28 protein-coding genes are annotated in these 26,190 nt (G+C 37.1%); 10 read left to right on the plus strand and 18 right to left on the minus strand.

The window, feature by feature from the left end; all coding sequences use genetic code 11:
- Window positions 1-342 precede the first annotated feature (342 nt).
- The gene (locus tag ACQKNZ_RS19125) at window positions 343-1,209 is read right to left on the minus strand and encodes a nucleotidyltransferase-like protein (protein ID WP_144541466.1); all 867 of its coding nucleotides are present in this window, start codon (window positions 1,207-1,209) and stop codon (window positions 343-345) included.
- 129 nt (window positions 1,210-1,338) lie between these two features.
- Here ACQKNZ_RS19125 and ACQKNZ_RS19130 point away from each other — a divergent pair, with 129 nt between their 5' ends.
- On the plus strand, window positions 1,339-1,683 hold the full coding sequence (locus tag ACQKNZ_RS19130; protein WP_144541464.1) for a YgzB family protein: 345 nt from the start codon (window positions 1,339-1,341) through the stop codon (window positions 1,681-1,683).
- Window positions 1,684-1,735: 52 nt separating this feature from the next.
- Here the strand turns inward: ACQKNZ_RS19130 and ACQKNZ_RS19135 are convergent, their stop codons facing one another.
- Window positions 1,736-1,873, minus strand: a complete 138-nt coding sequence (locus ACQKNZ_RS19135; RefSeq protein WP_427661307.1) for a hypothetical protein — start codon at window positions 1,871-1,873, stop codon at window positions 1,736-1,738.
- 218 nt (window positions 1,874-2,091) lie between these two features.
- On the opposite strand from ACQKNZ_RS19135, the gene ACQKNZ_RS19140 reads away from it, so the two are divergent.
- A complete protein-coding gene (locus ACQKNZ_RS19140) occupies window positions 2,092-2,358 on the plus strand; it encodes a hypothetical protein (RefSeq protein WP_427661309.1) in 267 nt (88 codons plus the stop codon).
- Window positions 2,359-2,394: 36 nt separating this feature from the next.
- On the opposite strand, the gene perR is transcribed toward ACQKNZ_RS19140, so the two are convergent.
- The 3 genes from perR to bcp form a co-directional block, all read right to left on the minus strand.
- Complete coding sequence (gene perR / locus ACQKNZ_RS19145; protein WP_151112951.1) at window positions 2,395-2,838, minus strand: peroxide-responsive transcriptional repressor PerR; 444 nt, start codon at window positions 2,836-2,838, stop codon at window positions 2,395-2,397.
- A gap of 112 nt (window positions 2,839-2,950) precedes the next feature.
- Window positions 2,951-3,895, minus strand: coding sequence for a D-2-hydroxyacid dehydrogenase (locus ACQKNZ_RS19150; protein ID WP_427661311.1), 945 nt, complete (start codon window positions 3,893-3,895; stop codon window positions 2,951-2,953).
- A 4-nt stretch (window positions 3,896-3,899) separates the two neighbouring features.
- Entirely contained in the window at window positions 3,900-4,382 is a 483-nt protein-coding gene (bcp, locus tag ACQKNZ_RS19155; RefSeq protein ID WP_427661313.1) for a thioredoxin-dependent thiol peroxidase, read from the minus strand.
- Window positions 4,383-4,560: 178 nt separating this feature from the next.
- On the opposite strand from bcp, the gene ACQKNZ_RS19160 reads away from it, so the two are divergent.
- Window positions 4,561-5,859 carry a glutamate-1-semialdehyde 2,1-aminomutase gene (locus tag ACQKNZ_RS19160; protein ID WP_154310031.1) on the plus strand — a complete coding sequence of 433 codons (1,299 nt, stop codon included), beginning with the start codon at window positions 4,561-4,563 and terminating at the stop codon, window positions 5,857-5,859.
- A gap of 26 nt (window positions 5,860-5,885) precedes the next feature.
- Window positions 5,886-6,968, plus strand: a complete 1,083-nt coding sequence (locus ACQKNZ_RS19165; RefSeq protein ID WP_144541452.1) for an FUSC family protein — start codon at window positions 5,886-5,888, stop codon at window positions 6,966-6,968.
- Window positions 6,969-7,025: 57 nt separating this feature from the next.
- Here ACQKNZ_RS19165 and ACQKNZ_RS19170 read toward each other — a convergent pair whose 3' ends face one another.
- The 10 genes from ACQKNZ_RS19170 to mutY form a co-directional block, all read right to left on the minus strand.
- A complete protein-coding gene (locus ACQKNZ_RS19170; RefSeq protein ID WP_225216176.1) occupies window positions 7,026-7,919 on the minus strand; it encodes an ABC transporter permease in 894 nt (297 codons plus the stop codon).
- Window positions 7,920-7,942: 23 nt separating this feature from the next.
- Window positions 7,943-8,947, minus strand: a complete 1,005-nt coding sequence (locus ACQKNZ_RS19175) for an ABC transporter permease (protein ID WP_144541449.1) — start codon at window positions 8,945-8,947, stop codon at window positions 7,943-7,945.
- 123 nt (window positions 8,948-9,070) lie between these two features.
- Window positions 9,071-10,681, minus strand: a complete 1,611-nt coding sequence (locus tag ACQKNZ_RS19180) for an ABC transporter substrate-binding protein (RefSeq protein ID WP_144541447.1) — start codon at window positions 10,679-10,681, stop codon at window positions 9,071-9,073.
- A gap of 24 nt (window positions 10,682-10,705) precedes the next feature.
- The gene (locus ACQKNZ_RS19185; protein ID WP_151112941.1) at window positions 10,706-11,689 is read right to left on the minus strand and encodes an ABC transporter ATP-binding protein; all 984 of its coding nucleotides are present in this window, start codon (window positions 11,687-11,689) and stop codon (window positions 10,706-10,708) included.
- A complete protein-coding gene (locus ACQKNZ_RS19190) occupies window positions 11,664-12,683 on the minus strand; it encodes an ABC transporter ATP-binding protein (RefSeq protein WP_151112939.1) in 1,020 nt (339 codons plus the stop codon). Before ACQKNZ_RS19190 ends, ACQKNZ_RS19185 begins: the two co-directional genes overlap by 26 nt.
- Window positions 12,684-12,872: 189 nt before the next feature.
- Window positions 12,873-14,603 (minus strand): ABC transporter ATP-binding protein, encoded by a 1,731-nt coding sequence (locus ACQKNZ_RS19195; RefSeq protein ID WP_427661317.1) that lies wholly within the window; start codon window positions 14,601-14,603, stop codon window positions 12,873-12,875.
- 79 nt (window positions 14,604-14,682) lie between these two features.
- Entirely contained in the window at window positions 14,683-15,222 is a 540-nt protein-coding gene (ntdP, locus tag ACQKNZ_RS19200; RefSeq protein ID WP_427661319.1) for a nucleoside tri-diphosphate phosphatase, read from the minus strand.
- Window positions 15,223-15,357: 135 nt separating this feature from the next.
- Window positions 15,358-15,567, minus strand: coding sequence for a gamma-type small acid-soluble spore protein (locus ACQKNZ_RS19205; RefSeq protein WP_225216174.1), 210 nt, complete (start codon window positions 15,565-15,567; stop codon window positions 15,358-15,360).
- A gap of 104 nt (window positions 15,568-15,671) precedes the next feature.
- Complete coding sequence (gene fabL / locus ACQKNZ_RS19210) at window positions 15,672-16,415, minus strand: enoyl-[acyl-carrier-protein] reductase FabL (RefSeq protein WP_144541434.1); 744 nt, start codon at window positions 16,413-16,415, stop codon at window positions 15,672-15,674.
- On the minus strand, window positions 16,412-17,482 hold the full coding sequence (gene mutY / locus ACQKNZ_RS19215; RefSeq protein WP_151112935.1) for an A/G-specific adenine glycosylase: 1,071 nt from the start codon (window positions 17,480-17,482) through the stop codon (window positions 16,412-16,414). The genes fabL and mutY overlap by 4 nt, the downstream gene beginning before the upstream one ends.
- A 126-nt stretch (window positions 17,483-17,608) precedes the next feature.
- Here mutY and ACQKNZ_RS19220 point away from each other — a divergent pair, with 126 nt between their 5' ends.
- Window positions 17,609-18,589: a metal-dependent hydrolase gene (locus tag ACQKNZ_RS19220; RefSeq protein WP_144541430.1), complete on the plus strand. Its 981-nt coding sequence runs from the start codon at window positions 17,609-17,611 to the stop codon at window positions 18,587-18,589.
- Window positions 18,590-18,621: 32 nt separating this feature from the next.
- Here the strand turns inward: ACQKNZ_RS19220 and ACQKNZ_RS19225 are convergent, their stop codons facing one another.
- Genes ACQKNZ_RS19225 through recX form a run of 3 tightly spaced genes read right to left on the minus strand, consistent with a single transcriptional unit; the run spans window position 18,622 to window position 20,012 of the window.
- Window positions 18,622-18,876, minus strand: coding sequence for a YfhJ family protein (locus ACQKNZ_RS19225; RefSeq protein ID WP_144541428.1), 255 nt, complete (start codon window positions 18,874-18,876; stop codon window positions 18,622-18,624).
- A gap of 1 nt (window position 18,877) precedes the next feature.
- The gene (locus ACQKNZ_RS19230) at window positions 18,878-19,207 is read right to left on the minus strand and encodes a YfhH family protein (protein WP_144541426.1); all 330 of its coding nucleotides are present in this window, start codon (window positions 19,205-19,207) and stop codon (window positions 18,878-18,880) included.
- A complete protein-coding gene (gene recX / locus ACQKNZ_RS19235; protein WP_144541424.1) occupies window positions 19,197-20,012 on the minus strand; it encodes a recombination regulator RecX in 816 nt (271 codons plus the stop codon). Before recX ends, ACQKNZ_RS19230 begins: the two co-directional genes overlap by 11 nt.
- A gap of 101 nt (window positions 20,013-20,113) precedes the next feature.
- Between recX and ACQKNZ_RS19240 the strand changes: the two genes are divergently transcribed.
- The 5 genes from ACQKNZ_RS19240 to exaC all read left to right on the plus strand — a co-directional run bounded on the left by ACQKNZ_RS19240 (window position 20,114) and on the right by exaC (window position 26,175).
- Window positions 20,114-21,010, plus strand: a complete 897-nt coding sequence (locus ACQKNZ_RS19240; protein ID WP_427661323.1) for a TIGR01777 family oxidoreductase — start codon at window positions 20,114-20,116, stop codon at window positions 21,008-21,010.
- Window positions 21,011-21,141: 131 nt separating this feature from the next.
- Window positions 21,142-21,951 (plus strand): polysaccharide deacetylase family protein, encoded by an 810-nt coding sequence (locus tag ACQKNZ_RS19245; RefSeq protein ID WP_427661325.1) that lies wholly within the window; start codon window positions 21,142-21,144, stop codon window positions 21,949-21,951.
- A gap of 126 nt (window positions 21,952-22,077) precedes the next feature.
- Window positions 22,078-23,451 carry a 23S rRNA (uracil(1939)-C(5))-methyltransferase RlmD gene (rlmD, locus tag ACQKNZ_RS19250; protein ID WP_144541418.1) on the plus strand — a complete coding sequence of 458 codons (1,374 nt, stop codon included), beginning with the start codon at window positions 22,078-22,080 and terminating at the stop codon, window positions 23,449-23,451.
- Between the two features lie 127 nt (window positions 23,452-23,578).
- Window positions 23,579-24,103: a DUF1456 family protein gene (locus ACQKNZ_RS19255; protein WP_144541416.1), complete on the plus strand. Its 525-nt coding sequence runs from the start codon at window positions 23,579-23,581 to the stop codon at window positions 24,101-24,103.
- Between the two features lie 551 nt (window positions 24,104-24,654).
- Window positions 24,655-26,175: an acetaldehyde dehydrogenase ExaC gene (gene exaC, locus ACQKNZ_RS19260; protein WP_144541414.1), complete on the plus strand. Its 1,521-nt coding sequence runs from the start codon at window positions 24,655-24,657 to the stop codon at window positions 26,173-26,175.
- Window positions 26,176-26,190 lie beyond the last annotated feature (15 nt).

Here is a 26,190-nt window from a genome sequence, read left to right on the forward strand (position 1 = left end):
TAATAGAGAACTTAAAAAGCTCATTTTGTTTTGCTGGCATCATCATTAAATGATGTCAAAAATTGTTTTGCGTCAATACAACCGAAGTTGTTTGAAGCTATATGTCTTAACGTTTTGCATGTTCAGTTTTCAATGTTCATTTTTGCGTTGTCGTTTTTTGCGACTTCTCTAATTTATCACCATTCAACTGGCTAGTCAAGAAGTTTTTCAAAAAACTTTTTTTATTAATTTTCTGCTGTTTTTTAATTCGTTTTTGACGACGCTTATTATAATACCGCATATTTAATGTATATGTCAACAAAAAACGAGCATTTTTTTATTTCGTTTTTTGTTGACCTTTTTTTACTCTTTAACTTTGTAGTATCTATGCAGAATATGGCTGCTTTTAGTAGGTTGTTTTTCTATTAGAATTAATCCTTTATCGACCAAGAATTCTATAAATACTTCAAGGTCAACGGAATAGTTTTTTAATTCCTCTTGTTCATGAATCTCTTGTATCGTCCAATACTCTTTAGAAGAAAGTACTTCGATTATATGTCGTGCCCCATCCTTTGTTCTTGAATGAATCAAGAAGTCACTTGCTAAAAATAAAAGTTCTAATCTTTTCTCTAATGTTTCTCCACTCGACACTAACTCATCGTACAATTTATATATAGAAGGATCTAATTGCTTTACTTGCTTCCACACCATAACCTCCGGGTGCATCCCCTTTTCAATAATAGCTAATCTAGCTAGATGATGCAGTGAGTTTACAATATGATTATAAGCATCTAGATAATTTAATTGCTCAAAGAATACTTTAGCTTGCATATAGCTTCTACTAAGCTTTGCAAATTCTATTCCCATTCTTACATTTCGGCCGTTTACCGGGAAATCCTGTAATTCCTTTTTAAGGTTTTCTACATATTCATTTCGATCAAATATTACTCTCCCATTGATCATCCAGCCCACTAACTTAGGATTGGCTCCTACTATAAACCATTTTCTAATTTGTTTCTCCGTAATAATATGCAATGCTGCCTTTTTGTCGTTATACGTATAATGCTTAGTAAAAACCGGAATAGGAGAATCTTTAGTTATAATGAACAATATGGAATCAAAGGTATCAGTAATAGGACTGACTTCTTCTATTTTTTCTATTAATATTATGCCTAATGTATTTGAATCACTGGCTCTTTCTTGATAGATAGGTCTTAACAACGCTTCCAATGTGAAAGCCTCCTTTATTAACTTATGTATTATTCTTCGACAATAATTTGATATTTCCTCTTTAAACTTTAATAACATTCCTTTATAAAAAAATATGTTATAGTGTAGGTATAATTAGGAGGCTAAAAAATGAAACCCTATAAAAACAAAATAAATCGAATTCGTTCCTTTGCTCTTGGTCTAATATTCTTTGGCTTTATTATCATGTACGGGGCTATCTTCTTTAGAGAGAACGCTATCTTAGTAACAATATTTATGACACTTGGGTTACTTTCTATTATTGGAAGTACAGCTGTATATGGATGGATAGGTTTATTATCTACTAAAGCTGTTCAAGTAGTATGCCCCAATTGTGGAAAACACACGAAAGTTTTAGGACGAGTAGATATGTGTATGTATTGCAAAGAACCACTTACATTGGATCCTACTCTTGAAGGAGAAGAATTTGATATTAGCTACAATAGAAAAAAATAATCCCTGCACTTTGCTTTTAAGCAAAGTGCTTTTTTATATTAACATAGTATACTCATATAGAGTGAAATGAAACGAAGTCTTCTTTCTCTACTCTCCACATTGCAAGCATCGCATTATTAGCATCATCATGATAACCAGCACCTCTGTTTCTTAGAAGATATAGAAACTCCTCACTTTTTAAATTAGCCAACACTAATCAATTGGAATGGATATCGACGATTTCTTACTATGTATTGTAAATCAAAATAATTTTCCCCATTTACTCTGCGTACCTTTCCTATTTAGGTAAAATAAAAAAGTCTAGGTGGCTTTGAGAACTAATTTCTCCATTTGTTTAGGCAGTCATCGACCTTGTACTATTCCCACGTTTAATTACGTATCAATTATTTTTCATTTTATTGTATTGTTTTGTATATTTTTAAGAATGAGCAAGTTACCTACCAGATAGAAGATATTTCAGCTACATCTGAGCAAATCTCAGCAAGTGCTGAAGAAGTTGCAGCATCAGTAGCTGAAATTGCCAGCCATACGATAGAAGCATCCTCCCAGACCGAAATGATCTCTGCTGCTGTAGAGGAACAGACAGCAACCATGCAGGAAATCAACACAGTGGCGCAGGACTTAACAGAAAAAGCAGTGGATTTAGAACAACTTATTGGCCGCTTTAAAATTTAGACAAAATAAAAACCGAGCGAATATACGCTCGGTTTTTTATTGGACTTTAGTTGCTTGTTCCTTACATGTAGGACACGAACCGTAAATCTCCATTCGGTGAGAACTAACATCAAAACCGGTCAAATGAGAGGCAAGATGCTCTACTTCATCTAATCCTGGATAATGGAAGTCAACTATTTTACCGCAAGAATTACAAATCATATGGTAGTGGTCATTTGTGATGAAATCAAAACGACTTGAATTATCGCCATATGTTAATTCCTTTACTAAGCCCGCTTCTCTAAACACACGTAAGTTGTTATAGACAGTAGCAACGCTCATGCTGGGAAATTTACTTTCAAGCGCTTTATATATATCGTCCGCAGTGGGATGTGACATAGATTGAATAATAAATTCCAGAATCGCATGGCGTTGAGGCGTTATACGTACACCGGTTGATTTCAATGTATCCAAAGCGTCTCTTAAATGTACTTCCGTCATCGCTATGCACCTCTCTTTATAATCATTATTAAATGATAAGTTTATAATAAGTATAAAGAAGAAATACTATCGCTGTCAAATTTTTCGACTATTAACATAGTATTAATACACTTTAGTATCCTCGTGAAACGTCTATAACATTTTCAAAATTGCTTTCTTCATTTAAGTAGATAGTTAAATTTCTAGAGAAAATTTCAAGTGCTCTCACCACATATTGAGAGGAGTGACTAGAGATATGTGGGGAGATGATTACATTTGGCATACTCCAAAACGGATGATCACTTTCAAGTGGTTCCTTTGCAAAAACGTCTAATACAGCATAGGCTATACAATTATCCTCCAAGGCTTGTTTCAAATCCTGCTCTTTCAATAAGTCCCCACGTCCGTAATTCATAAAAATAGCACTCTCTTTCATAGATTTGAAGTGCTCGTATGTTAACAGTCTTCTCGTTTCTTCAGTGCTAGGAAGTATGGAGATTACTATATCAGCTTTTGGTAATACCTCTTTTAATGACTTGAATGATACCATCTCATCCATATAAGATGCTGTTTTTCCACTACGATTGCAACCAATTGTGTGTACTCCAAATGCTTGTAACAGTCTTCCTACTTCTCCACCAATTGCCCCCGGCCCTATTATTAATGCTGTTGATCCATAAAGCTCCGATGAGGGAACTCTTTTCGACCATTCTGCCTTTTTCTGATTTTCAGCTATGAGAGGCAGGGACTTTTTAATAGAAAGTATATGAGCCAAAATGGATTCGGCCATAGGTGTTTTATGAATACCTCTCACATTTGTGAGAAGTATGTTCCTTTGGGCTATTTCTTGTAAAGGCATTTTTTCTAAACCTGCTGAGGCAACCATAACCCATTTCAGTTTTTTAGCACCTTCTATATGTGAAGATTTAAGGTCCTCCCCATACGTCACAAAAACACTAGCTGTTTTAAGTTCATTCTCATTTAAGCCCTTATGGAAGATAAAATCTACTTGGGGAAAGCGATTGATCAAGCTTAATCGCTGCTCCTCCTTCGGTAAAAAGGAAAATAATATTTTCATCTATTTATTCACCAGCTTTTACTAAGGATTTTAATGTATGTAGCACTTCTTCTACGTGATCTTTTACTTTAACCTTTCTCCACTCCTTCACCACTGTCCCAGTTGGATCAATCAAAAAGGTTGTACGTTCAATTCCCATATATTCTTTCCCAAAGTTTTTCTTCAATGCCCATACTCCGTATGCCTCTGAAACTTCATGATTATCATCGATCAATAAAGAAAAAGGTAGTCCATGCTTTTCTATAAATTTTGTATGTGCCTTCTCACCATCTGCACTTACTCCAAGAATGACTGCATTTAAATCAGAAAAATCTTCATAGGCGTCTCTAAACTCACATGCTTCCGTCGTGCAGCCCGGTGTGGAGTCTTTAGGGTAAAAGTACAAAATGACATACTGCTTTCCAGCAAAGTCTTCCAATGATACGACTTCACCCTTTTCATTTTTTAATGAAAATTTAGGTGCGGCCATTCCTTCTAATTGTTCCATCAAAATCCCTCCTCTAATATTAGTTATATCGTAACGAACTTTATAAGTATGTTCAATTTCTTTAGTCTTTTTCCTCTTATTTGTCTAAAATATTAAAAGTAACCACTATGACTAGAAGTTTTAGGAAAGACAAGTTATAATTTTCATCTTACATACATTCAATAATGGAGGTAGAACATTGAAACATACACAATCTGAACAAATACAGGTACATGCATTAGAACATATCGTTGGAGGAGTAAACAGCCCTTCCCGCTCCTATAAAGCAGTTGGAGGCGGAGCACCTATTGTCATGGAAAGAGCAGAAGGTGCATACTTCTATGATGTAGATGGAAACAAGTATATCGATTACTTAGCAGCCTACGGTCCTATTATTACCGGACACGCTCACCCGCATATTACAGAAGCTATTACAAAGGCGGCCCAAACAGGCTTATTATATGGTACCCCAACAAAGCATGAGGTTACATTCGCTAAAATGCTAAAAGATGCTATACCTTCAATGGATAAAGTGCGCTTTGTTAACTCAGGGACGGAAGCAGTAATGACTACAATACGAGTTGCACGTGCCTATACAGGAAGAACAAAAGTAATGAAATTTGCTGGCTGCTATCACGGGCACTCTGATTTAGTTTTAGTTGCAGCAGGCTCAGGCCCAGCAACTCTTGGAACTCCCGATTCTGCCGGAGTACCTCAATCTATCGCAAAAGAAGTTATAACGATTCCATTCAATGATCCTCAGGCATACAAGGATGCTATGGAAAAGTGGGGTTCTGAATTAGCCTGTATTTTAGTGGAACCTATTGTAGGTAATTTTGGAATGGTGGAGCCTAATGAAGGATTTTTAGCGCTAGTTCACGAAATTGCAAAAGAAAAGGGAGCTCTTGTTATCTATGATGAAGTAATTACAGCATTCCGCTTCCATTATGGAGCTGCATCTACTATGCTTGGCCAAATACCGGACTTAACTGCATTGGGTAAGATTATTGGCGGAGGACTTCCGATTGGTGCATATGGCGGTAAGAAAGAAATTATGGAGCAGGTAGCACCACTTGGACCTGCTTATCAGGCTGGAACAATGGCTGGTAATCCTGCGTCAATGCAAGCAGGAATTGCTTGTTTAGAGGTTCTTCAGGCTCCCGGTTTATATGAAGAGCTAGATAGATTAGGTGCATTGTTAGAGAAAGGAATTTTAGATGCAGCTAAGAAAAATAATATTACAATTACAATCAATCGCATAAAAGGTGCACTTTCCGTTTATTTTACCGATGTAAAGGTTGAAAACTACGAACAGGCAGAAGCTAGTGATGGTGAGATGTTCGCTAAATTCTTCAAGCTTATGCTTGAGCAGGGTATCAATCTTGCACCTTCTAAATACGAAGCTTGGTTTATTACTACAGCTCACACAGAAAATGATATAGTAGAGACAATTAATGCTGTAGACAATGCTTTTGCTCAACTAAATAAATCAAAGTAATAAGGTTAACGAAAGGATAGGATGGAATGAAATTAGGCGCACGCATATTTAAAACTGGAGTTGCTATAGTATTTTCCTTGTTTATAGCTGAACTACTTCAGCTTCCTAGTCCTGTCTTTGCAGGAATAGCAGCAATTTTTGCGATACAACCATCTATCTATAGATCCTACTTAACCGTTATTGAACAAATACAATCTAACCTAATTGGAGCAGCTATTGCAGTCATTTTTGCATTAGTTTTTGGCAATCATATTATTGCTGTTGGCTTTGCTGCAATTGTCGCCATTTCCATCATGCTCAAATTTAAGCTAGAAAAAACTGTTTCGTTAGCATTAGTTACTGTGATAGCCATTATGGAGATACAAAGCGATGAATTTTTAACCTTTGCACTGATTCGATTTTGTACCATTCTCGTTGGGGTAATTTCAGCCTTTGTCGTAAATCTAGTATTTCTTCCACCTAAATTTGAGACAAAGCTTTTTAACTCTATTCATTACACACAGGATGAAATTATAAGATGGATTAGAATCGCTTCCAGAAACGCGGCCGATCACCAGTCTAGTAAGCAGGCAATAAGTCAGCTAAAAGGTAGATTAGAACGAATCGATCAAATATACTCCTTTTTTAAGGAAGAAAGAGTATATACAAAAAAAGCAACACATTCAAAAGGTAGAAAAGCAGTCGTTTATCGCGAGCTCATCGAGATTTCATACAATAGCTTAGAAGTATTAAAAAGATTGCATCTCCATGAAAATGAATTAAATGACCTTCCAGAGCATTTTAGAATGATGATAACAGAAAGATTAGATTCACTTTTGACTTATCATGAGCAGCTCCATTTGAAATTTATTGGCAAGCTTAAAGCAGATCATATGGAATGGCACGGTCCAGAGGCATTTATTCAAAGACAAGAGGTTATGAATATATTCGTCCAACAAATAGCCTTAACCCAAATAGAGGAGGAGTTCTCTACGTACCATCTCCTGCATTTACTTTCTTCTATTTTAAAATATGAAGAACAGCTAGAGCATGTGGATAAGCTCATAACTGCTTATCAGAACTTCCACAGTAAGGAATTAACTGTACAGATTGAGGAAACTCCTTATTAAAACTAAAAAACACGTATCTCCATTTGGCAATGAGTGCCATTAGGAGATACGTGTTTTTTAGTTTTTCATTCTTGGATCCAATGCATCCCTTAAGCCATCACCCATAAGGTTAAAACCAAGGACTGTTAACATGATAGCAAGTCCTGGGAAAATCATTGTCCACGGTGCTGTTCGGAGGTGGTTTCGTGCATCCGCTAGCATTTTGCCCCACTCGGGTGTTGGCGCCTGTGCTCCCAAGCCTAAGAAACCTAGTGCGGCAGCCTCTATAATTGCAGAAGCAATGGCCAAGGTTCCAGCCACAATAACAGGTGCCATAGAGTTAGGTAAAATATGCGAGAAAAGGATACGAAAATCCTTCATACCAATTGCCTTAGCAGAGGTTATGTATTCCTCTTCTTTAATACTTAACACTTTTGATCTGATGAGTCGCCCGAAGTTAGGAATGTTGATAATTGCAATCGCAATCAAAGCATTTTGCAAAGATGGACCTAACACAGAAACTACTGCAATCGCTAGAAGAATGCTAGGAAAAGCCAGTAGAATATCAAAGATACGGGAGATAATCATGTCAACCCATTTCCCGTAGTAGCCGGCTACTATTCCCAATATACTTCCTATAATGACAGAGCCGATTACTGAGGAAAAACCTACCCATAGAGAAATTCTAGCCCCATGCACAATTCGAGAGAATATATCTCTGCCAAAATCATCCGTGCCAAACCAAAACTGACTAGATGGTGCTAAAAGTCGATGTTTCGTCATGGATTGTTCATCAATACCCTGTGGGACCAGAAAAGGTCCTATTAGTGCGACTACTATAAAGAAAAATACGATAAAAGTGCCGACAAGCGCCACCTTGTTTTTCCGGAAACCTCTCCACGCTTCTTTCCAAGGACCAGCTGATATGTCCTTTTCGGTAGCCAATAAATTATCCGGTGCTTTTGGAACCATTTGGGTCATCATCATCTCTCCTTTTAGTCATACTTGATGCGTGGATCAATTAATCCATATAAAATATCAACGAATAAATTGATCATAACGAATATAAAAGCAACTACTAATATTCCAGATTGAATAACAGGGTAATCACGGAACTGAATGGCATCGTAAATATAGCGACCAATTCCCGGCCATCCAAAGATGGTTTCTGTCAATATAGCTCCTCCTAAAAGTAAGCCCATTTGAAGACCGATTACTGTTAAGACTGGAATGATGGCATTTTTCAAAGAATGCTTATATACTACCCAAAACATTTTTTGGCCTTTAGCTCTTGCTGTTCGTACATAATCCGCTCTCATAACCTCTAGCATACTAGATCTAGTCATTCGAGCAATAATAGCCATTGGAATAGTAGCCAAGGCAATACTAGGTAATAACAAATGCTTGAGAACAACACCAAGCTGATCAAAACGGCCATTAATAATAGTATCAATTACATATAAGTTGGTGACTGCTGAAACTGGGTCTCTTGCTTCCTGCCTCCCACCTGTTGGAAGCCAGTGTAATTCTACGGCAAAAATCCATTGCTCCATTAACCCCAACCAAAATATTGGCATCGAAACACCTATTAAAGCTAGTACCATTGCTAAGTAATCGAACCAAGAGTTCTGGAACCATGCAGATATAATTCCCGCGTTTACCCCTATAATAACTGCTATTAGAATTGCAAAGAACGCTAGCTCAAACGTGGCAGCAAGATACGGCCATATTTCAGAAGCTACTGGCTTAACAGTTCGCATCGACTCACCAAGATCACCTTGAAGAAGACCAAATAAATAATCAAAATATTGCACATACCAAGGATTATTTAAGCCTAGGCTTTCTCTTAGTGATTCAATAGCATCCTTAGAAGCTAATTGTCCCAGAATAACCTGTGCTGGATCACCTGGGATAGCACGAATAATCATAAAAACTAAAAAAGTCATACCAAGCAATACTGGTATAAGCTGCAACAGCCTCTTTCCAATATAGTGAAGCATGTTTTTTCACCCTCTTCATCTTAAAATATGAAATACAAGCTTCTCTCTTTGACCTGACAATTAAAATACTTCTTATCCTTTAAAAGAGGAAGGAATCAAGAAGACTCCCTCCCCCATCAGTCTTTACTTAAAGTCAACGTTTCCTAATTTGTCTGAGCCAGTTGGATGTGGTGTGAAGCCTGTCAATTCTGCTTTACCAGCAAGTAATGGTGTTGAGTGAGCAAGTGGAACCCATGGTGCATCTTCAAATATTATTTCTTGAGCTTGTTTATATAATTCAATACGTTTGTTTTCGTCTACCTCTGATTGTGCTTCGATTAGAATTTCGTGTAATTGGTCATTGCTATAGTACGTGTAGTTATTACTTTCGATATTATCTTTGTCTAGCAATACATAAAGGAAATTATCCGCATCCCCGTTATCACCAGTCCATCCAAGTAAGAAAGCATCAGCTTCTCCTAAACGAGCTTTTTCTAAATATGTTGCCCATTCATAAGAAACGATTTTTGCATTGATGCCTACTTTTTCTAAGTTATTTTTAATTGCTTCTGCAACCTTTGCTCCGTCAGGCATATAAGGTCTTGGAACCGGCATAGCCCATAGCTCCATATCAAAGCCATCTGCTAATCCAGCTTCTGCTAAAAGTTCCTTTGCTTTTTCTGGATCATATTCGTAACCAGGAATATCGTTATTGTAGCCACTAATAGAAGAAGGCATAGGGTTTTTAGCGATTTCAGCTCCGCCCTCAAAGAAAGCATCTACAATTGCTTGCTTATCGATAGCATAATTCATTGCTTGGCGTACTTTTACGTTGTCAAAAGGCGGTCTAGTATTCGTTAGACCTAAGTAACCTACGTTCATGGACGGGCGCTCATACAGTTGTAGAGTAGAATCACCCTCAACTGTTTTACGATCAGACGGATTTACCCCATCAGCCAAATCAATGTCTCCAGCTAGTAGGTTGTTTAAGCGTGCTGCGTTATCCGGAATAGCACGGAATACAACTTTATCAAGCTTAGGCATACCATCTACCCAGTAATCTTCATATTTTTCAATTGTAATGGAATCATTTCGTTTCCATTCTACGAATTTGAATGGACCTGTTCCTACTGGATTATCTCCAAATTTCTCTTCATCTTTTTCAAATGCCGTTGGACTTGCTATTCCGAATGGACTCATAGCAATATTTTTTAAGAAAGGAGCTTGTGGACGTTTAAGTTTAAATACTACTGAGTAATCACCATCAGCAGTAACTGACTCAATTACATGTCCTTCATCGCCTGCATATCCTCCAAACATAGAGCCATAGTAATAGAATTTTTCCTCTGAGCCATTAGCCCAGCGTTCAAAGTTTTTCACAACAGCCTCAGCATTAAAATCTGTACCGTCGTGAAATTTAACTCCTTCTTCTAAAGTAAATGTATAAGTTAAACCGTCATCAGATGTTACCCATTCTTTGGCAAGGCCTGCTTGGATAGTAGTATCTTCTTCACCAAAATTTAATAGTGTTTCAAATACATTTTGTGTAACTTTAAATGATTCACCGTCAGTTACTATAGCAGGATCTAGAGAAACAGAGTCTCCCCCTCGACCAAACACTAATACTTTATCCCCTGATGATGAGGAGGATTCTCCTTTTTTATCTCCTCCGGTTTCATCACTTGAACAAGCAACGATTGTAAAAGCGGCAAATATCATTAAAAACATAAAAGACAATAATTTCTTTTTTCTCACATGGACCCCTCCAAATTTATATTATCAATGCTGGACTGCCTCATTATAAAGATGGCAGGCAACAAAATGACTGTTCTTAACTTCCTCTAGCTTCGGTTTAACGGTTGTACAAACGTCCATTTTAAAAGGACAACGTGTATGGAATGTACAGCCTGTAGGAGGGTTAGAAGGGCTTGGAATATCTCCTTCTAATATAATTTGCTCCCTTTGAAATTGTGGATCAGGTACTGGCACAGCAGAGAGAAGTGCTTTTGTATAAGGGTGCAGCGGCTCTGCATACAAATTCTCACTAGGTGCAAGTTCAACCATTCTACCTAAATACATAACCCCTACTCGGTCGCTAATGTGACGGACCACTCCTAAATCGTGGGCGATAAATATATAGGTAAGTTTTAACTCCTTTTGCAAATCCTGCATAAGATTTAAAACTTGAGCTTGAATGGATACATCGAGTGCAGAAACGGGCTCATCCGCTATAATCAGCTTTGGATTGGTCATAAGTGCTCTAGCGATTCCAATACGCTGTCTTTGTCCACCACTGAACTGGTGAGGATATCGTTTTGCGTGATAGCTGCTCAATCCTACAATTTCTAAAAAGTCATGAACCTTTTGTCTGCGAGTTTTAGGATCTCCGATTTGATGAACTATAAGCGGCTCCATTAAAATCTTCTCCACTGTATGACGAGGATTTAGAGAAGCATAAGGATCCTGGAACACCATTTGAATATCTCGTCTAACCTTGCGCATGGCCGAGTCTGAAATCTTCGTTAAATCCTTTCCTTCAAACATCACATTTCCTTCTGTTGGCTCTAGCAATCTCATAAGCATACGGCCTGTAGTAGATTTACCGCAGCCTGATTCTCCAACAATCCCTAACGTTTCTCCCTCATTCACAAAGAAAGATATGTCATCTACTGCTTTCACATAACCCACTTTTTTTGACAAAACACCCGAACGAATAGGAAAATATTTTTTCAGTCCGTCAACTTTTAACAGCGGCTCTGTCATAATCTGCAACCTCCTTAGAGTCATACAAGAAACATCTTGTTTTATGTCCCTCCGATGTTTCAAAAAGAGGAGGATTTTCCTGCAGACAGCGTTCGAATGCAAATTCACATCTTGCAGCGAATCGACAGCCCTGCTTTATAACTCCTGGCTTTGGCACATTACCAGGAATAGAATATAGTCGTTGCTTTTTGTATCTCATGTCAGGCACTGATGCAAGTAGCCCCTTTGTATATGGATGCTGAGGGTTTTTAAAAATAGTGTCAACTAGTCCTTCTTCTACTACTTTTCCTGCATACATGACCACTACACGTTCACAGGTCTCGGCCACTACACCAAGATCATGAGTGATAAGAAGTACAGCTGTATTTAGTCTTTTATTCAGATCTCGCATTAGCTTTAGGATTTGTGCTTGGATCGTAACATCTAATGCTGTAGTCGGTTCATCAGCTATCAACACCTCTGGATCACATACAAGCGCCATTGCAATCATAACCCTTTGACGCATACCACCTGAAAGTTGGTGAGGGTAGTCCTTCATAAGTGCTTCTGCTCTAGGAAGACCAACAAGCTTGAGCATCTCAACCGCTCTGTCCTTAGCTTGTTTTTTACTCCATCCTTTTTTATGTAGGGTTATAGCTTCCATAAGCTGATTCCCAATTGTAAATAAAGGATTTAAAGAGGTCATCGGCTCCTGGAATATCATAGCAATCTCATTTCCTCTTACTTTTCTCATCTCTTTTTCAGAGAAAGTAGTTAAATCCTTGCCTTTAAATAAGATTTCTCCATTTGTTATTTTTCCAGGGGGACTAGGAATTAGACCCATAATTGATAGTGAGGTAACACTTTTACCACAGCCTGATTCGCCTACAATGCCTAAGATTTCCCCTTCTCTAACATGGAAATCTACATAATCAACAGATGGAATAACACCATCATCTGTAAAAAAGGAAGTTTGAAGACCTTTCACTTCTAATACTTTTTTTCCTTGTTCCATGATAACCCTCCTTTTTTACAAGACTATTTAAAATTTTCATTATATTTGTTCATATTGATATTTTACACATTTTAGCATTTTATGCAATACTTTTCGGACTATTTAAAACCTTCCTTATATTCAATAATCCATAAAAATAGTATAAAAAAACACCCCATAAGAACAAAATCGCCTTATTGGGTGTGTTTGTTAGTCCACAGTATCTAATTGTTGTATTTGAAATAAGTTATAATATACCCCTTTGTCCTTCATGAGTTTAGCATGAGAACCTACCTCTGCTAATTCTCCATTTTCTATAACAAATATTTTATCTGCGTGCGTTATTGTGGAAAGTCTGTGTGCTACGATAATTGTTGTTCGATTTTGTGCCAAACGCTCTAAAGAATCTTGAATTAAAGATTCGCTCTCTAAATCTAATGCTGAAGTCGCCTCATCTAGAACCAATATCGTTGGATTTTTTAAAAATACACGTGCAATTGCGACACGTTGCTTTTGACCTCCTGAAAGCTTAACTCCACGCTCTCCAACCTTTGTTTCGTATCCATCAGGCAGTTCCATAATGAAGTCATGTGCATTAGCAGCTTTTGCCGCCTCTATTACTTCTTCATCACTTGCATTTGGTTTACCCATTAAGATATTCGATTTTACGGAGTCACTAAACAAAATATTATCCTGTAGGACAATTCCTATTTGTTGTCTAAGCGATTCAATCGTCACGTCGCGAACATCTTTTCCATCGATTTGTACGCTACCTGATGTCACATCATAAAATCGGGGAATCAGGCTAATAATAGTGGACTTACCCCCACCACTCATCCCGACAAATGCAACTGTTTCACCAGCATTTACTCTAAGGTTTATATTATTAAGGATAGTTTGACCGTCTTTTTCATATTGGAAGGAAACATTGGAAAAGGTTACTTCCCCATATGTATTGCCTAACTTTTTAGCTTCAGGTTTATCGACAATATCATATTTCTCATCCATCAACTCAAATACTCGATCCATAGAAGCAAAGGATTGTGTTAATGTTGTTGAAGAATTAACTAATCGTCTTAAGGGACTATAAAGGCGCTCAATGTAAGCTATGAACGCAGCCATCGTTCCTACAGATAATCTTCCATGAATAGCCTCATATCCAGCGTAAGCAATTACTAATAGTGGAGCAATATCCGTAATAGTATTAACTACAGCAAATGCTTTTGCGTTCCATATCGTCTGATCCACTGCTTTATCTAGAAATTCTCCGTTCGTCTCATTGAATAATTTTTGTTCATGTTTTTCTAGTGTAAAGGTTTTAATAATACTCATCCCTTGGACACGTTCATGAAGATAGCTTTGTACTCCTGCAAGAGCCTGGGATCTCTTTCTTGTTAAATCACGAAGTCTACCAAAAAAGAATTTAACACTGAATGCGTAGAACGGAAATGCTATTAAGGTAACTAATGTCAGCTTGACATTCATTGTCAACATAATGCCAATAGCTATTAGAATGGTAGCTAGATCAAGCCAGACATTCATCAAGCCAATCATCACAAAGTTTTTTGTTTGTTCTACATCATTAATAACGCGAGAAATAACTTCTCCTGCACGTGTGTTGGAATAGTATTTTAAGCTGAGTTTTTGAAGATGTATATATAGCTTTTGACGTATATCATACAAAATTTTATTGCTGACTAATTGTGCCAAATATTGTCGATAATACTCGATTGGTGGACGAACGATTAAGAATACCAATGCGGTACCACCAAGCCAATAAATCAGTTGTTGGATTTTCTCATCCGTTGACATATCGCCGCCAATAATATCATCAACGACAATCTTAATCAATACAGGTATAAATAGTGGAATTGCAAATTTAATAACCCCAATAACAATTGTCAGGAATATTTGCCAATTATAAGGTTTTACAAATTCCATATATCTTTTCATGGTACTCACAAAATTACTTCCTTTCTTAAAACGGAAGAACCTGTTGTAAAGTCAACAGGTTCTTCAACTATTCATTCAGCTGTTTATAAAAATGATAACGACTTGTCCATGCCTCTATAAAGTCGGGAGCAAAAGGCCCTCTTCTTTGCTTAATCCAAGAAATTAGTTTTTCTATATTTCGCTCAAGAATAGCATCCATCTCATCTGGATAATTCATGTCTCTTTTATGCTGTTCGTATTCATCCTCATCTAAAATAGTGTAGGTCATGTCTGGAAAGACCTTCACATCTAGATCATAATCAATATATTTTAACCTTTGATTGTTGTAGACAAATGGCGAACTAATGTTGATGTAGTAATATACGCCGTCTTCTCGAAGCATACAAATAATGTTAAACCAATGCTCTGCATGAAAGTAACAAATGGAAGGCTCTCTTGTAATCCATGTTCGGCCATCTGCCTCTATTACAAGAGTACGTTCGTTTGCACCTATCACAATATTCTTGGTGCCTTTTAAAACCATCGTTTCCTGCCAGACACGGTGGATACGGCCATTATGCTTGTAGCTGTGAATTTGAATAATTTCTCCTTCTGTTGGAATCGCCATGATTTAGCCACCTTTTCACCAAGCGCAAAATTGAATATTATACTTATTTCCCTATTATAGCAATCCATAGGAAAAAACTGTAGTAAAAAAATCAGCGAAGGCAAAATGCCCTCGCTGATTTTTGGTGAATCCATGTTATTTTGATTGGTTAGAAGAACCGTTCGAAAACTTCCCGCTAGCTTGTTGTTTTTTCATTTCAGCTTGACGGTTTTGCTCTTTAACTTGTTGAATTACAGTTTCTGAAGCAAACTCTTGTCTTTTGTTTGGTTGTTGACTGTTATTCTTTTTCATGGATTTCACCTCCGTACAAAATATATCATGTGCACTTTTGGAGATAATATTCATTTGAAATTTAAAAATGTTAAATTGAATTTTTTACTGCGGCGAACTGGAAGAAAGTAATTGATTTCCTCTCTATGCGGTCCAAATTAATGACCACATACTAACAATTACATTTTAATCGAACGTCCACCGTCCACTATAATAGTTTGTCCACGGATCATTGATGCGTCGTCGGATAGCAGGAACATTGCTGTTTTTACCATGTCTTCAATTTCAACCATTCGACCTGCCGGAGTGTTCAATCGAGCATCCTCTAATAATTGCTCTCTGTTTGGGAAATGCTTTAAAGCATCAGTATCTAATGCTCCACCGGAAACTGTATTAACTGCAATTCCTTTTTCAGCCAGCTCTACTGCCAAATATCGAGTGATAGACTCAATAGCAGCTTTAGATACACCTACTGTTGTATAGTTTTCTAAATATCTAATAGATCCTAATGAGCTAATACCTAAAATTTTACCGCCATTCGGCATAAGCTTCGCAGCTTCCTGTGCTCCGAAAAGCATTGCTTTTGCATTAATATTCATCGTCCAGTCCCAATGGGATTCCTCTAATTCCATTATTGGTCGAAGAACGCCAGAAGCAGCATTACTAACGAAAATATCTAAACGACCGAACTCATCTTTGATTGTTTGGAACATCGCACGAAGCTTCTCTATATCTCCTACGTTTGCACGAATAAGCAAAGCTTTTTGACCTAAAGCTTCAATTTCTTGAACAGTTTCTAATGCAGCTGTTTTACTGCGCGCATAATTGACCACAATATCATAGCCATTTTTCGCAAGCTCGATGGCAATTGATTTTCCTAAACCTCTGCTGCTACCTGTTACTAATGCTACCGGATTTGTCATGTGATACTCTTCCTTTCCTTCCATGCATTCCACATTTTTAATACGGGAATAGGCATTGGTTGATTGTTAACTTCTTCTATAGAATACCATTGGCTATTCAATGATATTTTTTTTTCGTTCATAAGCTTTGCTTCGAAGCTTTCGATTTCCCAAACAAGATGAGAAAAAATATGCTTAAATGCTATCAATTCTTTTCCTTTTTGAATTTCCACTCCATAGTCAAGCTCTACCACTTCCTCAACTGTATGGGTGGAAGTTGGCAGCTCAACCATAGGGAATTGCCACATATTTGCAAGCAATCCTTTAGAGGGACGCTTCTCTAACAAAATTTTACCATCATTTCGTTGAATCACTACTGCCTTCATTTTATGTAATTTTGTCTTTTTATTTATTGTTTTTATTGGCAGTTCCTCTTGAACTCCCTCATAAAAAGCCGAACAATATTCTCGCACTGGACAAAGTAAACATTTGGGCTTTGTAGGAGTGCATATAATAGCCCCAAGTTCCATTAAACCTTGGTTAAATGCTGAAGGGTTATCCTTAAACATCAAGTTCATAACAGCTTCTTCAAATATCTTTTTCGTCTTTTGTTTAGCAATGTCCTCTTTTATCAATAAAATTCGAGAGAGTACTCTCATTACATTTCCATCAACTGCATGCTCCGGAATATCATATGCAATGCTTAACACTGCTCCAGCCGTATAAGGTCCAACGCCCTTTAGCTTTGATATTTCCTTTCGGTTGTTCGGTACGACGCTATTATATTCTTCTACAACTTCCCTTACTCCTGCTTGCAGGTTACGGGCTCTTGAATAATAGCCCAAGCCTTCCCACTCTTTTAATAGTTCTCCCTCTTCCGCTTCTGCAAGTGATTCCAGAGAGGGATATTTAGAGATAAATCTCTCATAATAAGGGATAACTGTATCAACCTTTGTTTGCTGTAGCATTACTTCGGAGACCCAAATTTTGTATGGATCTTTTGTTTTTCTCCAAGGCAAATCTCGTTTTTCCTCTAAAAACCAGGATACTAGTGACTCACCAATTTGCTTATTATATAATTCGTTCACATTTAGATTCCTTTCCCTGCGATTATGGTGTGTAATAATAGGGTATAACTTTAATAATTACTTTGTTAATTTATCTACTTTATCTTATGATTAAGATAACTTGTTTCCTAAAGGAGCTGGTCACACATGGATACAGGTACACATATCGTTATGGGTATTGCACTTGGTGGTTTGGCAATGGCAGATCCCGTCGTTACAAGTAGTTCTCTAACTACTACTGCAGTAATTGCAGGAACTATAATCGGATCTCAAGCCCCTGATATAGATACTGTTCTAAAATTAAGAAATAATGCAATCTACATACGCCATCATCGTGGTATTACCCACTCTATTCCAGCCGTTCTTTTATGGCCGTTACTAATATCTGGTGTATTGTGGTTAATTATCCCTGAAGCAAATTGGCTTCATCTTTGGCTTTGGACGTTTTTAGCAGTGTTTCTTCATGTCTTTGTTGATATTTTTAATTCATATGGAACTCAGGCATTGCGCCCCTTCTCTAAAAAATGGGTGGCATTGGGAGTCATAAATACATTCGATCCAATCATATTTGGCATTCATGTACTAGGCCTATTATTATGGATGTTTGGATTTAATCCAGTACCTACATTCCTAACAATGTACGCTATAATCGCTATTTATTACATTTTACGCTTTGCGGTGCAAAGTGCTGTTAAAAATAGTGTAAAGAAAACGATTCCAGATACAACAGAAATTATTGTTGCTCCCACTATAAAATTTTTTCAATGGAGAATTGCAGCTAGCTCAGAGACCCATCATTATGTAGGTAGAGCATACGGACGTTCCATTACAATTTATGATAAGTTTGAACGAGAGGAAATTCCTGATTCTCCTTTAGTAGAGGCAGCGCTTAAAGATACAAACCTAAGTGCCTTCACTTCGTTTTCGCCTATTTACAGATGGGAAATAACAAAGTTCGAACATATTCACGAAGTACGTCTTATCGATTTACGTTATAGAAGTAACGATTATTATCCTTTTGTGGCAGTTGTGCACTTGAATGAAGACTTGGAGATTATCAACTCATACACAGGCTGGATATTCAGTGAAGATAAGCTAAGAAAAAAATTAGACTTTTTACCTCATTAAAACAGAGACGCTAGGAATCATATTCCTAGCGTTTAATCTGTATCCAGTAAATGCTTGTATTTTTCATTCGTGGTTGCAAACTCATGCAATTGTCCGCCGTAGCCATCTATCCACTTTTTAATGACCATTTCTGTCACCGCTGCACCTTTGTATTCATAACCTGCACGCGCATAGGATGATTCAAAATCAGACCATAGTAATTCTATCCAAGCCCTTGCCTTTTCAAAGGACAGCTTATCATTTTTCTCTAGTAATAAATTTGTTAACTCATTTATTTTAGTTTCCATATTATTTTCCTTCCTCTAATGGCTCTAGTATAGAAATTGGTAATGCTTCCTCGTACTTATCTCCACCTAAACGATATCCCCAAGCAAATTTACCTTTTAAATATTCTACTTGAAAGAACATCCCTGGGTCACCACTAATTCTATACATTTCTCCTGGTTTAATCGAATTGACATCAGTAAGGAAAGATTGAGCCATCATTGCTTTTCGTTCATATACTGCATACTCATTAACGATGCCTAATTGCTCTGCCTTTCTTGCCTTTTCTTTTAAGTTAGCAATTTCAGTTCGAAGCTCCTGCTCCGACATCTGACTATATTTTTTATTGTTCATCTAGTGCTTCCAACTCCTTCTTTTCTATATACAAGTCTATATGCTCAGCAGGAAATCCTTTTAGGTAAAGTGCCTGCTTCACACGCTGTTTCAGATCAAAGCCACTATATTTGGAAGAATACTTCCTCCAGATTTTCTCTCCTTGAGTTGCAATTATGTCTAGCCATTCTTCATCTTTCTTTTCTAGCTCAAAGGAATCAATTGCTTGAGAAATGATGCTAAAGTTATAACCTTTTCTTTGAAGGTTTTCCTGCACCTTTTGTTTGATTTGCCGAGGGGTTTTATTTTGGTTTTGATTGATAATTTTTTCAGTTAGCTTTTTGGCAATAGAAACCTGTTCCTCTTCCGAGTATGTAGCAAGCACTTCCTCCTGAAGTTCCTTTTCTATCCCTTTTTTCTTCAGTTCCTGACGAATAGCAGCAGGGCCTTTCTTGCTACTATTTTTTTGAGTCTCAACTAAAGCCTTTGTAAAACTTTCATCATTTAGAAATCCGTGCTCATACAATTTACGAATAGCTTCTAACACGACAGCCTCGCCGAACTCACTTTGTAATAGCTTTTGCTTTACCTCATGCTCACTTCTCATCCGAAAGCTTAAATAATTGATGGCTTTATTATAAGCCTTTCGCACTTCATCATCAAAAACAATTTCATCTAAAGTGAAAGCCTCAATGACTTTTCCTTTAGTCAGTTGATATTTTATCAAGACTGCCTCGTCTACACTAAAGGCATACTTTTCATCCAAATATAAATTATACCGTTCATTATTCTTTTTTTGACGTCCTATTTTTGTAATAATCGGCATACGATAATCTCTCCATTCCACTTACTTTAAGTATAACGTATAAATTCGTGTGTGATAAATGATTGAACTGTTACTATAGTGTAAAGAGGAGGCTGATTTAGATGAAAGTAGCAATAACTGGCGGAACTGGTTTTGTAGGAAGAGCTTTGACGAGGCTGTTGGAACATAAAGGACATGAAGTTATTATTTTATCGAGGTCACGCTCGCATCAACAAGGTAACGTCACATACATTAACTGGCTTTCAAATGATACTAGACCTGAGGAATATTTGGAGGGTATTGATGCAATAGTAAACTTAGCTGGAGAATCGATTAATAACGGACGTTGGTCAGAAAAGCAAAAAGAAAAAATCTATGATAGCAGAATGCAAGCCACCAACGAAATAATTCGTATTATAGGAGTATTAGGGCAAAAACCAAAAGTATTAATCAATGCAAGCGCTATAGGAATTTACCCCACTTCTAACGAGAGAATATATAACGAACGTTCTACTGAGAAAGGACATGACTTCTTAGCTAAAACAGTAGCTGATTGGGAGCAAAAGGCTTCCTCCGCTGAGGAATATGGAGTCCAAGTAGCTTTTGGGAGATTTGGAATTATATTAGGCAGAACAGAAGGAGCGCTTCCGTTAATGGCACTACCCTACAAAATGTTTGTTGGCGGTCCTATAGGAAAAGGAGACAATTGGATGTCCTGGATTCATGTTCAGGATGTCGCTAATGCACTTTTATTTGCAATTGAGAACAATATAGGCGGACCTTTTAATGTAGTTGCCCCCGATCCTAAAAAGATGAATGAATTTAGTAAAACACTGGCGACCGTATTAAAAAGACCGCATTATTTTCCGGTTCCAGCATTTGCTTTAAAATTTGCACTTGGCGAAAAAAGCCAACTTGTCTTAGAGGGTCAAAAAGTACTTCCTGAAGTATTGATAGCAGCTGGATTCGCCTTCTACTTCCCTGATCTAGAAAGTGCCTTAAATGATATATATAAATAGGAAGTCCACTTGCATTGTAGTAAAACTAACCAACTGGTAAAAATGAATAAATCCCATTCCCAAGTGCAATCTATTTTTAAAGAGATTGCGCTTTTTTGTGCAAACATTCATTAGAAAAGGAGCAAATAATTATGTGGAAGCAGCACTTAATAGGAATTATAATAGCAACCTTTATCATAAGCCTCGGCTTTTCCTATGAGCCATTTACGGCAGAAGCGAAGGAGATACATTGGGGATTTAAAAAAGCTCGAGATGAAGTTCCACCTGAGGCCGGAGCAGAACTAGATGCATTGTTAGAAAAACACGGGGCAATTTATAAAGGCCCTGCTGACAAGAAGATTATATACCTCACCTTTGATAATGGTTATGAGAACGGCTATACCGCTAGTATTTTAGATACATTAAAAGCAGAAAATATTAGTGCCACCTTCTTTTTAACAGGCCATTATCTAGAGAGTGCCACCCCACTCGTAAAACGTATGATTGAAGAAGGACATCAAATAGGTAACCATTCTTACGGGCATCCAAATCTTGCAAAAATGTCAAAGGATGAAATAAAAAAAGAACTACAGAAATTTGATAACCGTCTAAAAGAGCTTACTTCTTTAGAGAGAACTACTGTCACTAGACCTCCCGAGGGAATTTTTGATGAAGATGTATTAGCTGCAGCAAATGAAATTGGTCATCAGCATTTTTTCTGGTCAATCGCTTTTATTGATTGGCATCGAGATCAGAAAAAAGGTGGTCAATATGCTTACAACGAGTTAATAACACAAATTCATCCAGGGGCAATCGTCCTTATGCATACCGTGTCTCCTGACAATGCAGATGGGCTTCCGGCCTTTATTAAAGAAGCGAAAAAAAGAGGCTATACATTTGGTAGGATTAATGATCTTAACTTATCCAAACTAGATATACCTGATTATTCTCTTCCACAGTAAATTCCTTTATAATAGATGTTAATGCAACTAGGTGCCAGTTAGTATCATTAACTGGCACCTTTAACTTGCAACCGACCATATAAAAAAGTTATACTGTTTTATTGGTTGATAAAGGACGTGAAGGATATGAAAGAACAAACAGTTATAAAAGTAGGACAAGAGTTCCCACTTACTATAAAGAGGCTAGGCATTAATGGTGAAGGAGTCGGCTTCTTTAAGCGCAATGTAGTATTTGTTAAAGGAGCACTTCCTGGAGAAGTGGTAACTGCTCAAGTAACTATAGTAACTCCAAAATACGCAGAAGCAACGATAAAAAAAATCAGACAGGCTTCTCCAGACAGAGTGAAACCACCTTGTCCAGTTTACGAGGCTTGCGGAGGATGCCAACTTCAGCATATGACCTATGAGCGAGAGCTAATTGAAAAAAGAGACATGGTAATCCAAGCGCTTGAGCGATATATGAAAGACCTAACTCCAACGATTGAGGTCAGATCTACGCTTGGGATGGAAAACCCTTGGTTATATCGAAACAAAAGCCAATTTCAAACAAGACAGCTAGGTAATGATGTAATCGCCGGTTTGTATGCAGAAGGTACTAACAAGTTAATCGATATTAACGAATGTATGGTACAACATCCTGCCACTACCCGTATCACAAACGAAATAAAAGCGTACTTAAAAGAGCTTAACATTCCAATTTACGACGATAAAAATCCTCAGGGACTTGTTCGTACTATTGTTGTGCGTACCGGAATGAAAACTGGGCAAATCCAAGTGACTTTAGTGACTACCCAAAAGAAAATGCCACGTAAAGAAGACCTTGTACAAATGATTCGCAAAATTGATTCTAATATTGTGTCCATTAGCCAGAACATTAACCCTGGAAAAACATCTTTAGTGTTTGGTGATACGACCTTCAATTTATTTGGTAAGGAAATCATTCAAGAAAAACTTGGAGAATTGGCATTTGACCTATCTGCTCGTGCATTCTTCCAATTGAATCCTGAACAAACTGAGCACCTTTACGATGAGATTGAAAAAGCTTCCGGATTAACTGGTAAAGAAACAGTAGTGGACGCATATTGTGGTGTCGGAACAATTGGGCTTTGGCTTGCTAAAAATGCTAAAGAGGTTCGTGGTATGGACATTATTGAGGAGTCTATTAAGGATGCTAAGAAAAATGCTAAACGTAACGGCTACCAAAACACGATGTATGTTCATGGAACTGCAAAAAAATGGTTGAAACAATGGCAGAGCGAAGGATTTGTACCAGACATACTGACAGTAGATCCACCTCGAACTGGGTTAGATCAGGAGCTTCTAAAAACAGTGCTAGAAATAAAACCTAAACGTTTTGTGTATACTTCATGTAATCCTTCCACTCTTGCAAAGGACTTGCAGGAGCTGACGAAAATTTACCATGTAGAATATATGCAGCCTGTTGATATGTTCCCACAGACAGCTCATATTGAAGTAGTTACTTTGCTTACGTTAAAATAATGGTTCATTGTAAAAAGGATCCGGGAATCTGAGTGATTCTCGGATTTTCCTCTATACTGTTTATCACTGTAGAAGGAAAGCTGTTACATAACATTAGAAGCATTTAAATGCTAAAGGAGGATTATAAATGGAAAATAATGATATATTGATCCGATTGAGATATGCATTAGATATTAAAAACAAAGAAATGGTTGAAATCTTTAAACTTGGTGGCGTAGAAATTTCCAAGGAAGACGTCTTGAAGCTGTTAACTAAATCCAAGGATAGTTTTGAAAGTGACTATGATGAGAGTCCTGAGGAAGAAGATAACCAATTAAAATGTAACAATAAAATGTTAGATTCCTTTTTAAATGGTCTTATTACTTTTAAAAGAGGACCACAGGAGCAAAAACCAGGACAACAGGTAGCCCCACCATCCCCATCTGGAAATAGTGAAAGTGTCAATAACATGCTTATGAAGAAAGTGAAAATAGCATTGGCATTAACAAGTGAGGATATGATTGATATTCTAGAAGAGTCAAGAGTAGCGATTACGAAAAGTGAGTTAAGTGCCATCCTACGAAAAGAAGGTCACCGAAACTATAAAGAATGTGGCGACAAATTTGCTAGAAATTTCTTAAAAGGGTTGGCCATCAAATATAGAGGTATATAAATCCTCGGTGACTGTCTGTTGAGCTCTCTATCATTAAAAATATATTGAAAAGGCAAGAATGCTGCTGTTAAAGCAACATTCTTGCCTTTTTATATGTTCTATTTTCAGACCATTCTAGAACGTATCAGCATAAATATTATCTTTTTAGAAACAGTTTACTGAAAAGATTTTTTTAATAATATATTTTTATTTTAGTAAAGAAATATCCCTTATGAAAGCTAATCTAAATCTTAATTAAAATTAGAATAAAGATTCATTATATATGCATAAAAATTCATGAATTATTTTATTATTCTGTTATAATACATAACACAAAAATCCAGTTAAATATATATAAAATTGTTATATATCAATTATCTAATGTTAAATAATTACATATTAACCAATTGTATATTTTCAATTTTAAAAAGAAACTTTTATTTTTAATTGTGAATAAAAAATGAATTTATTTCTTGCTTTCTTTTTTTTTCTGGTGCATGATGTGATTATTGCAAGGCGTCAGACGTCTGAACATTAAGTGATAAAAATAATAATTTTTGGGGGCAATAAATATGATTTATGCAAATCCTAATACTGCGGGTGCAGTAGTTGACTTTAAAGATCATTACAATAATTTTATCGGTGGACAATGGGTAGCTCCAGTTAACGGAGAATACTTCGATGTAGTATCACCACTTACAGGTGAAGTATTTACTAAAGCCGCTCGTTCTACAGAAGCAGATATCGAGCTTGCATTAGATGCTGCTCATGCTGCTAAAGGTGCTTGGGCTGCAACATCTGTAGCCTACCGTGCGATTATTTTAAACAAAATTGCTGACCGCATGGAAGAAAACTTAGAAAAAATTGCTGTTGCGGAAACTTGGGATAATGGGAAAGCAGTTCGTGAAACATTAAATGCTGATATTCCATTGGCTATAGATCATTTCCGTTACTTTGCAGGGGCTATCCGTGCTCAAGAAGGCGGTATTAGTCAAATTGATAACGATACAGTAGCTTATCATTTTCATGAACCGATCGGGGTTGTAGGACAAATTATTCCTTGGAACTTCCCACTACTAATGGCTGTTTGGAAAATCGCTCCAGCCTTAGCTGCAGGTAATACAATTGTTATGAAGCCTGCTGAACAAACACCTGCTTCATTAATGGTCTTAATAGAGCTTATCCAAGATATCCTACCAACTGGTGTTTTAAACGTTGTAAACGGTTTCGGTGCAGAAGTTGGGAAACCACTTGCTACAAACCCACGTATTCAAAAAGTAGCGTTCACTGGTTCAACTGGTGTTGGTCGCTTAATCATGCAATATGCAACTGAAAACATTATTCCTGTAACATTAGAGCTTGGTGGTAAGTCACCTAACGTGTTCTTCGAAGACGTTATGGATGCAGATGATGAGTTCTTAGACAAAGCAATCGAGGGCTTGGTATTATTCGCGCTTAACTCTGGTGAAATTTGTACTTGTCCATCTCGTGCACTTGTTCAAGAATCAATTTATGAAAAATTCATGGAACGTGCATTAGAACGCATTAAAGCTATTAAAATTGGTAACCCATTAGATACAGAAACTATGATGGGCGCTCAAGCTTCCAACCAACAATTACAAAAAATTCTTTCTTACATTGAAATTGGTAAAGAAGAAGGCGCAGAATTGTTAATCGGTGGAACTCAAAATAAACTTGAAGGTGACCACGAAGGCGGTTACTATGTTGCACCAACAGTTTTCAAAGGGAACAACAAAATGCGTATCTTCCAAGAAGAAATCTTTGGACCAGTACTTTCTGTTACTACATTCAAAGACTTTGACGAAGCAATGGAAATTGCGAATGATTCTGAGTTCGGATTAGGTGCTGGAGTTTGGTCTCGTAACATTGACACAGCTTACCGTGCTGGTCGTGCAATCCAAGCTGGTCGTGTTTGGACAAACACTTACCACCAATACCCTGCTCATGCAGCATTCGGAGGATTCAAGCAATCTGGTATCGGTCGTGAAAACCACTTAATGATGCTTGAACACTATCAACAAACTAAATGTATGCTAGTTAGCTACAACAAATCAGCAATGGGCTTCTTCTAAAAAGTTAGAAAAGAG

It is taken from the genome of Psychrobacillus sp. NPDC093200, from assembly GCF_050280345.1.
GTDB lineage: Bacteria > Bacillota > Bacilli > Bacillales_A > Planococcaceae > Psychrobacillus > Psychrobacillus faecigallinarum.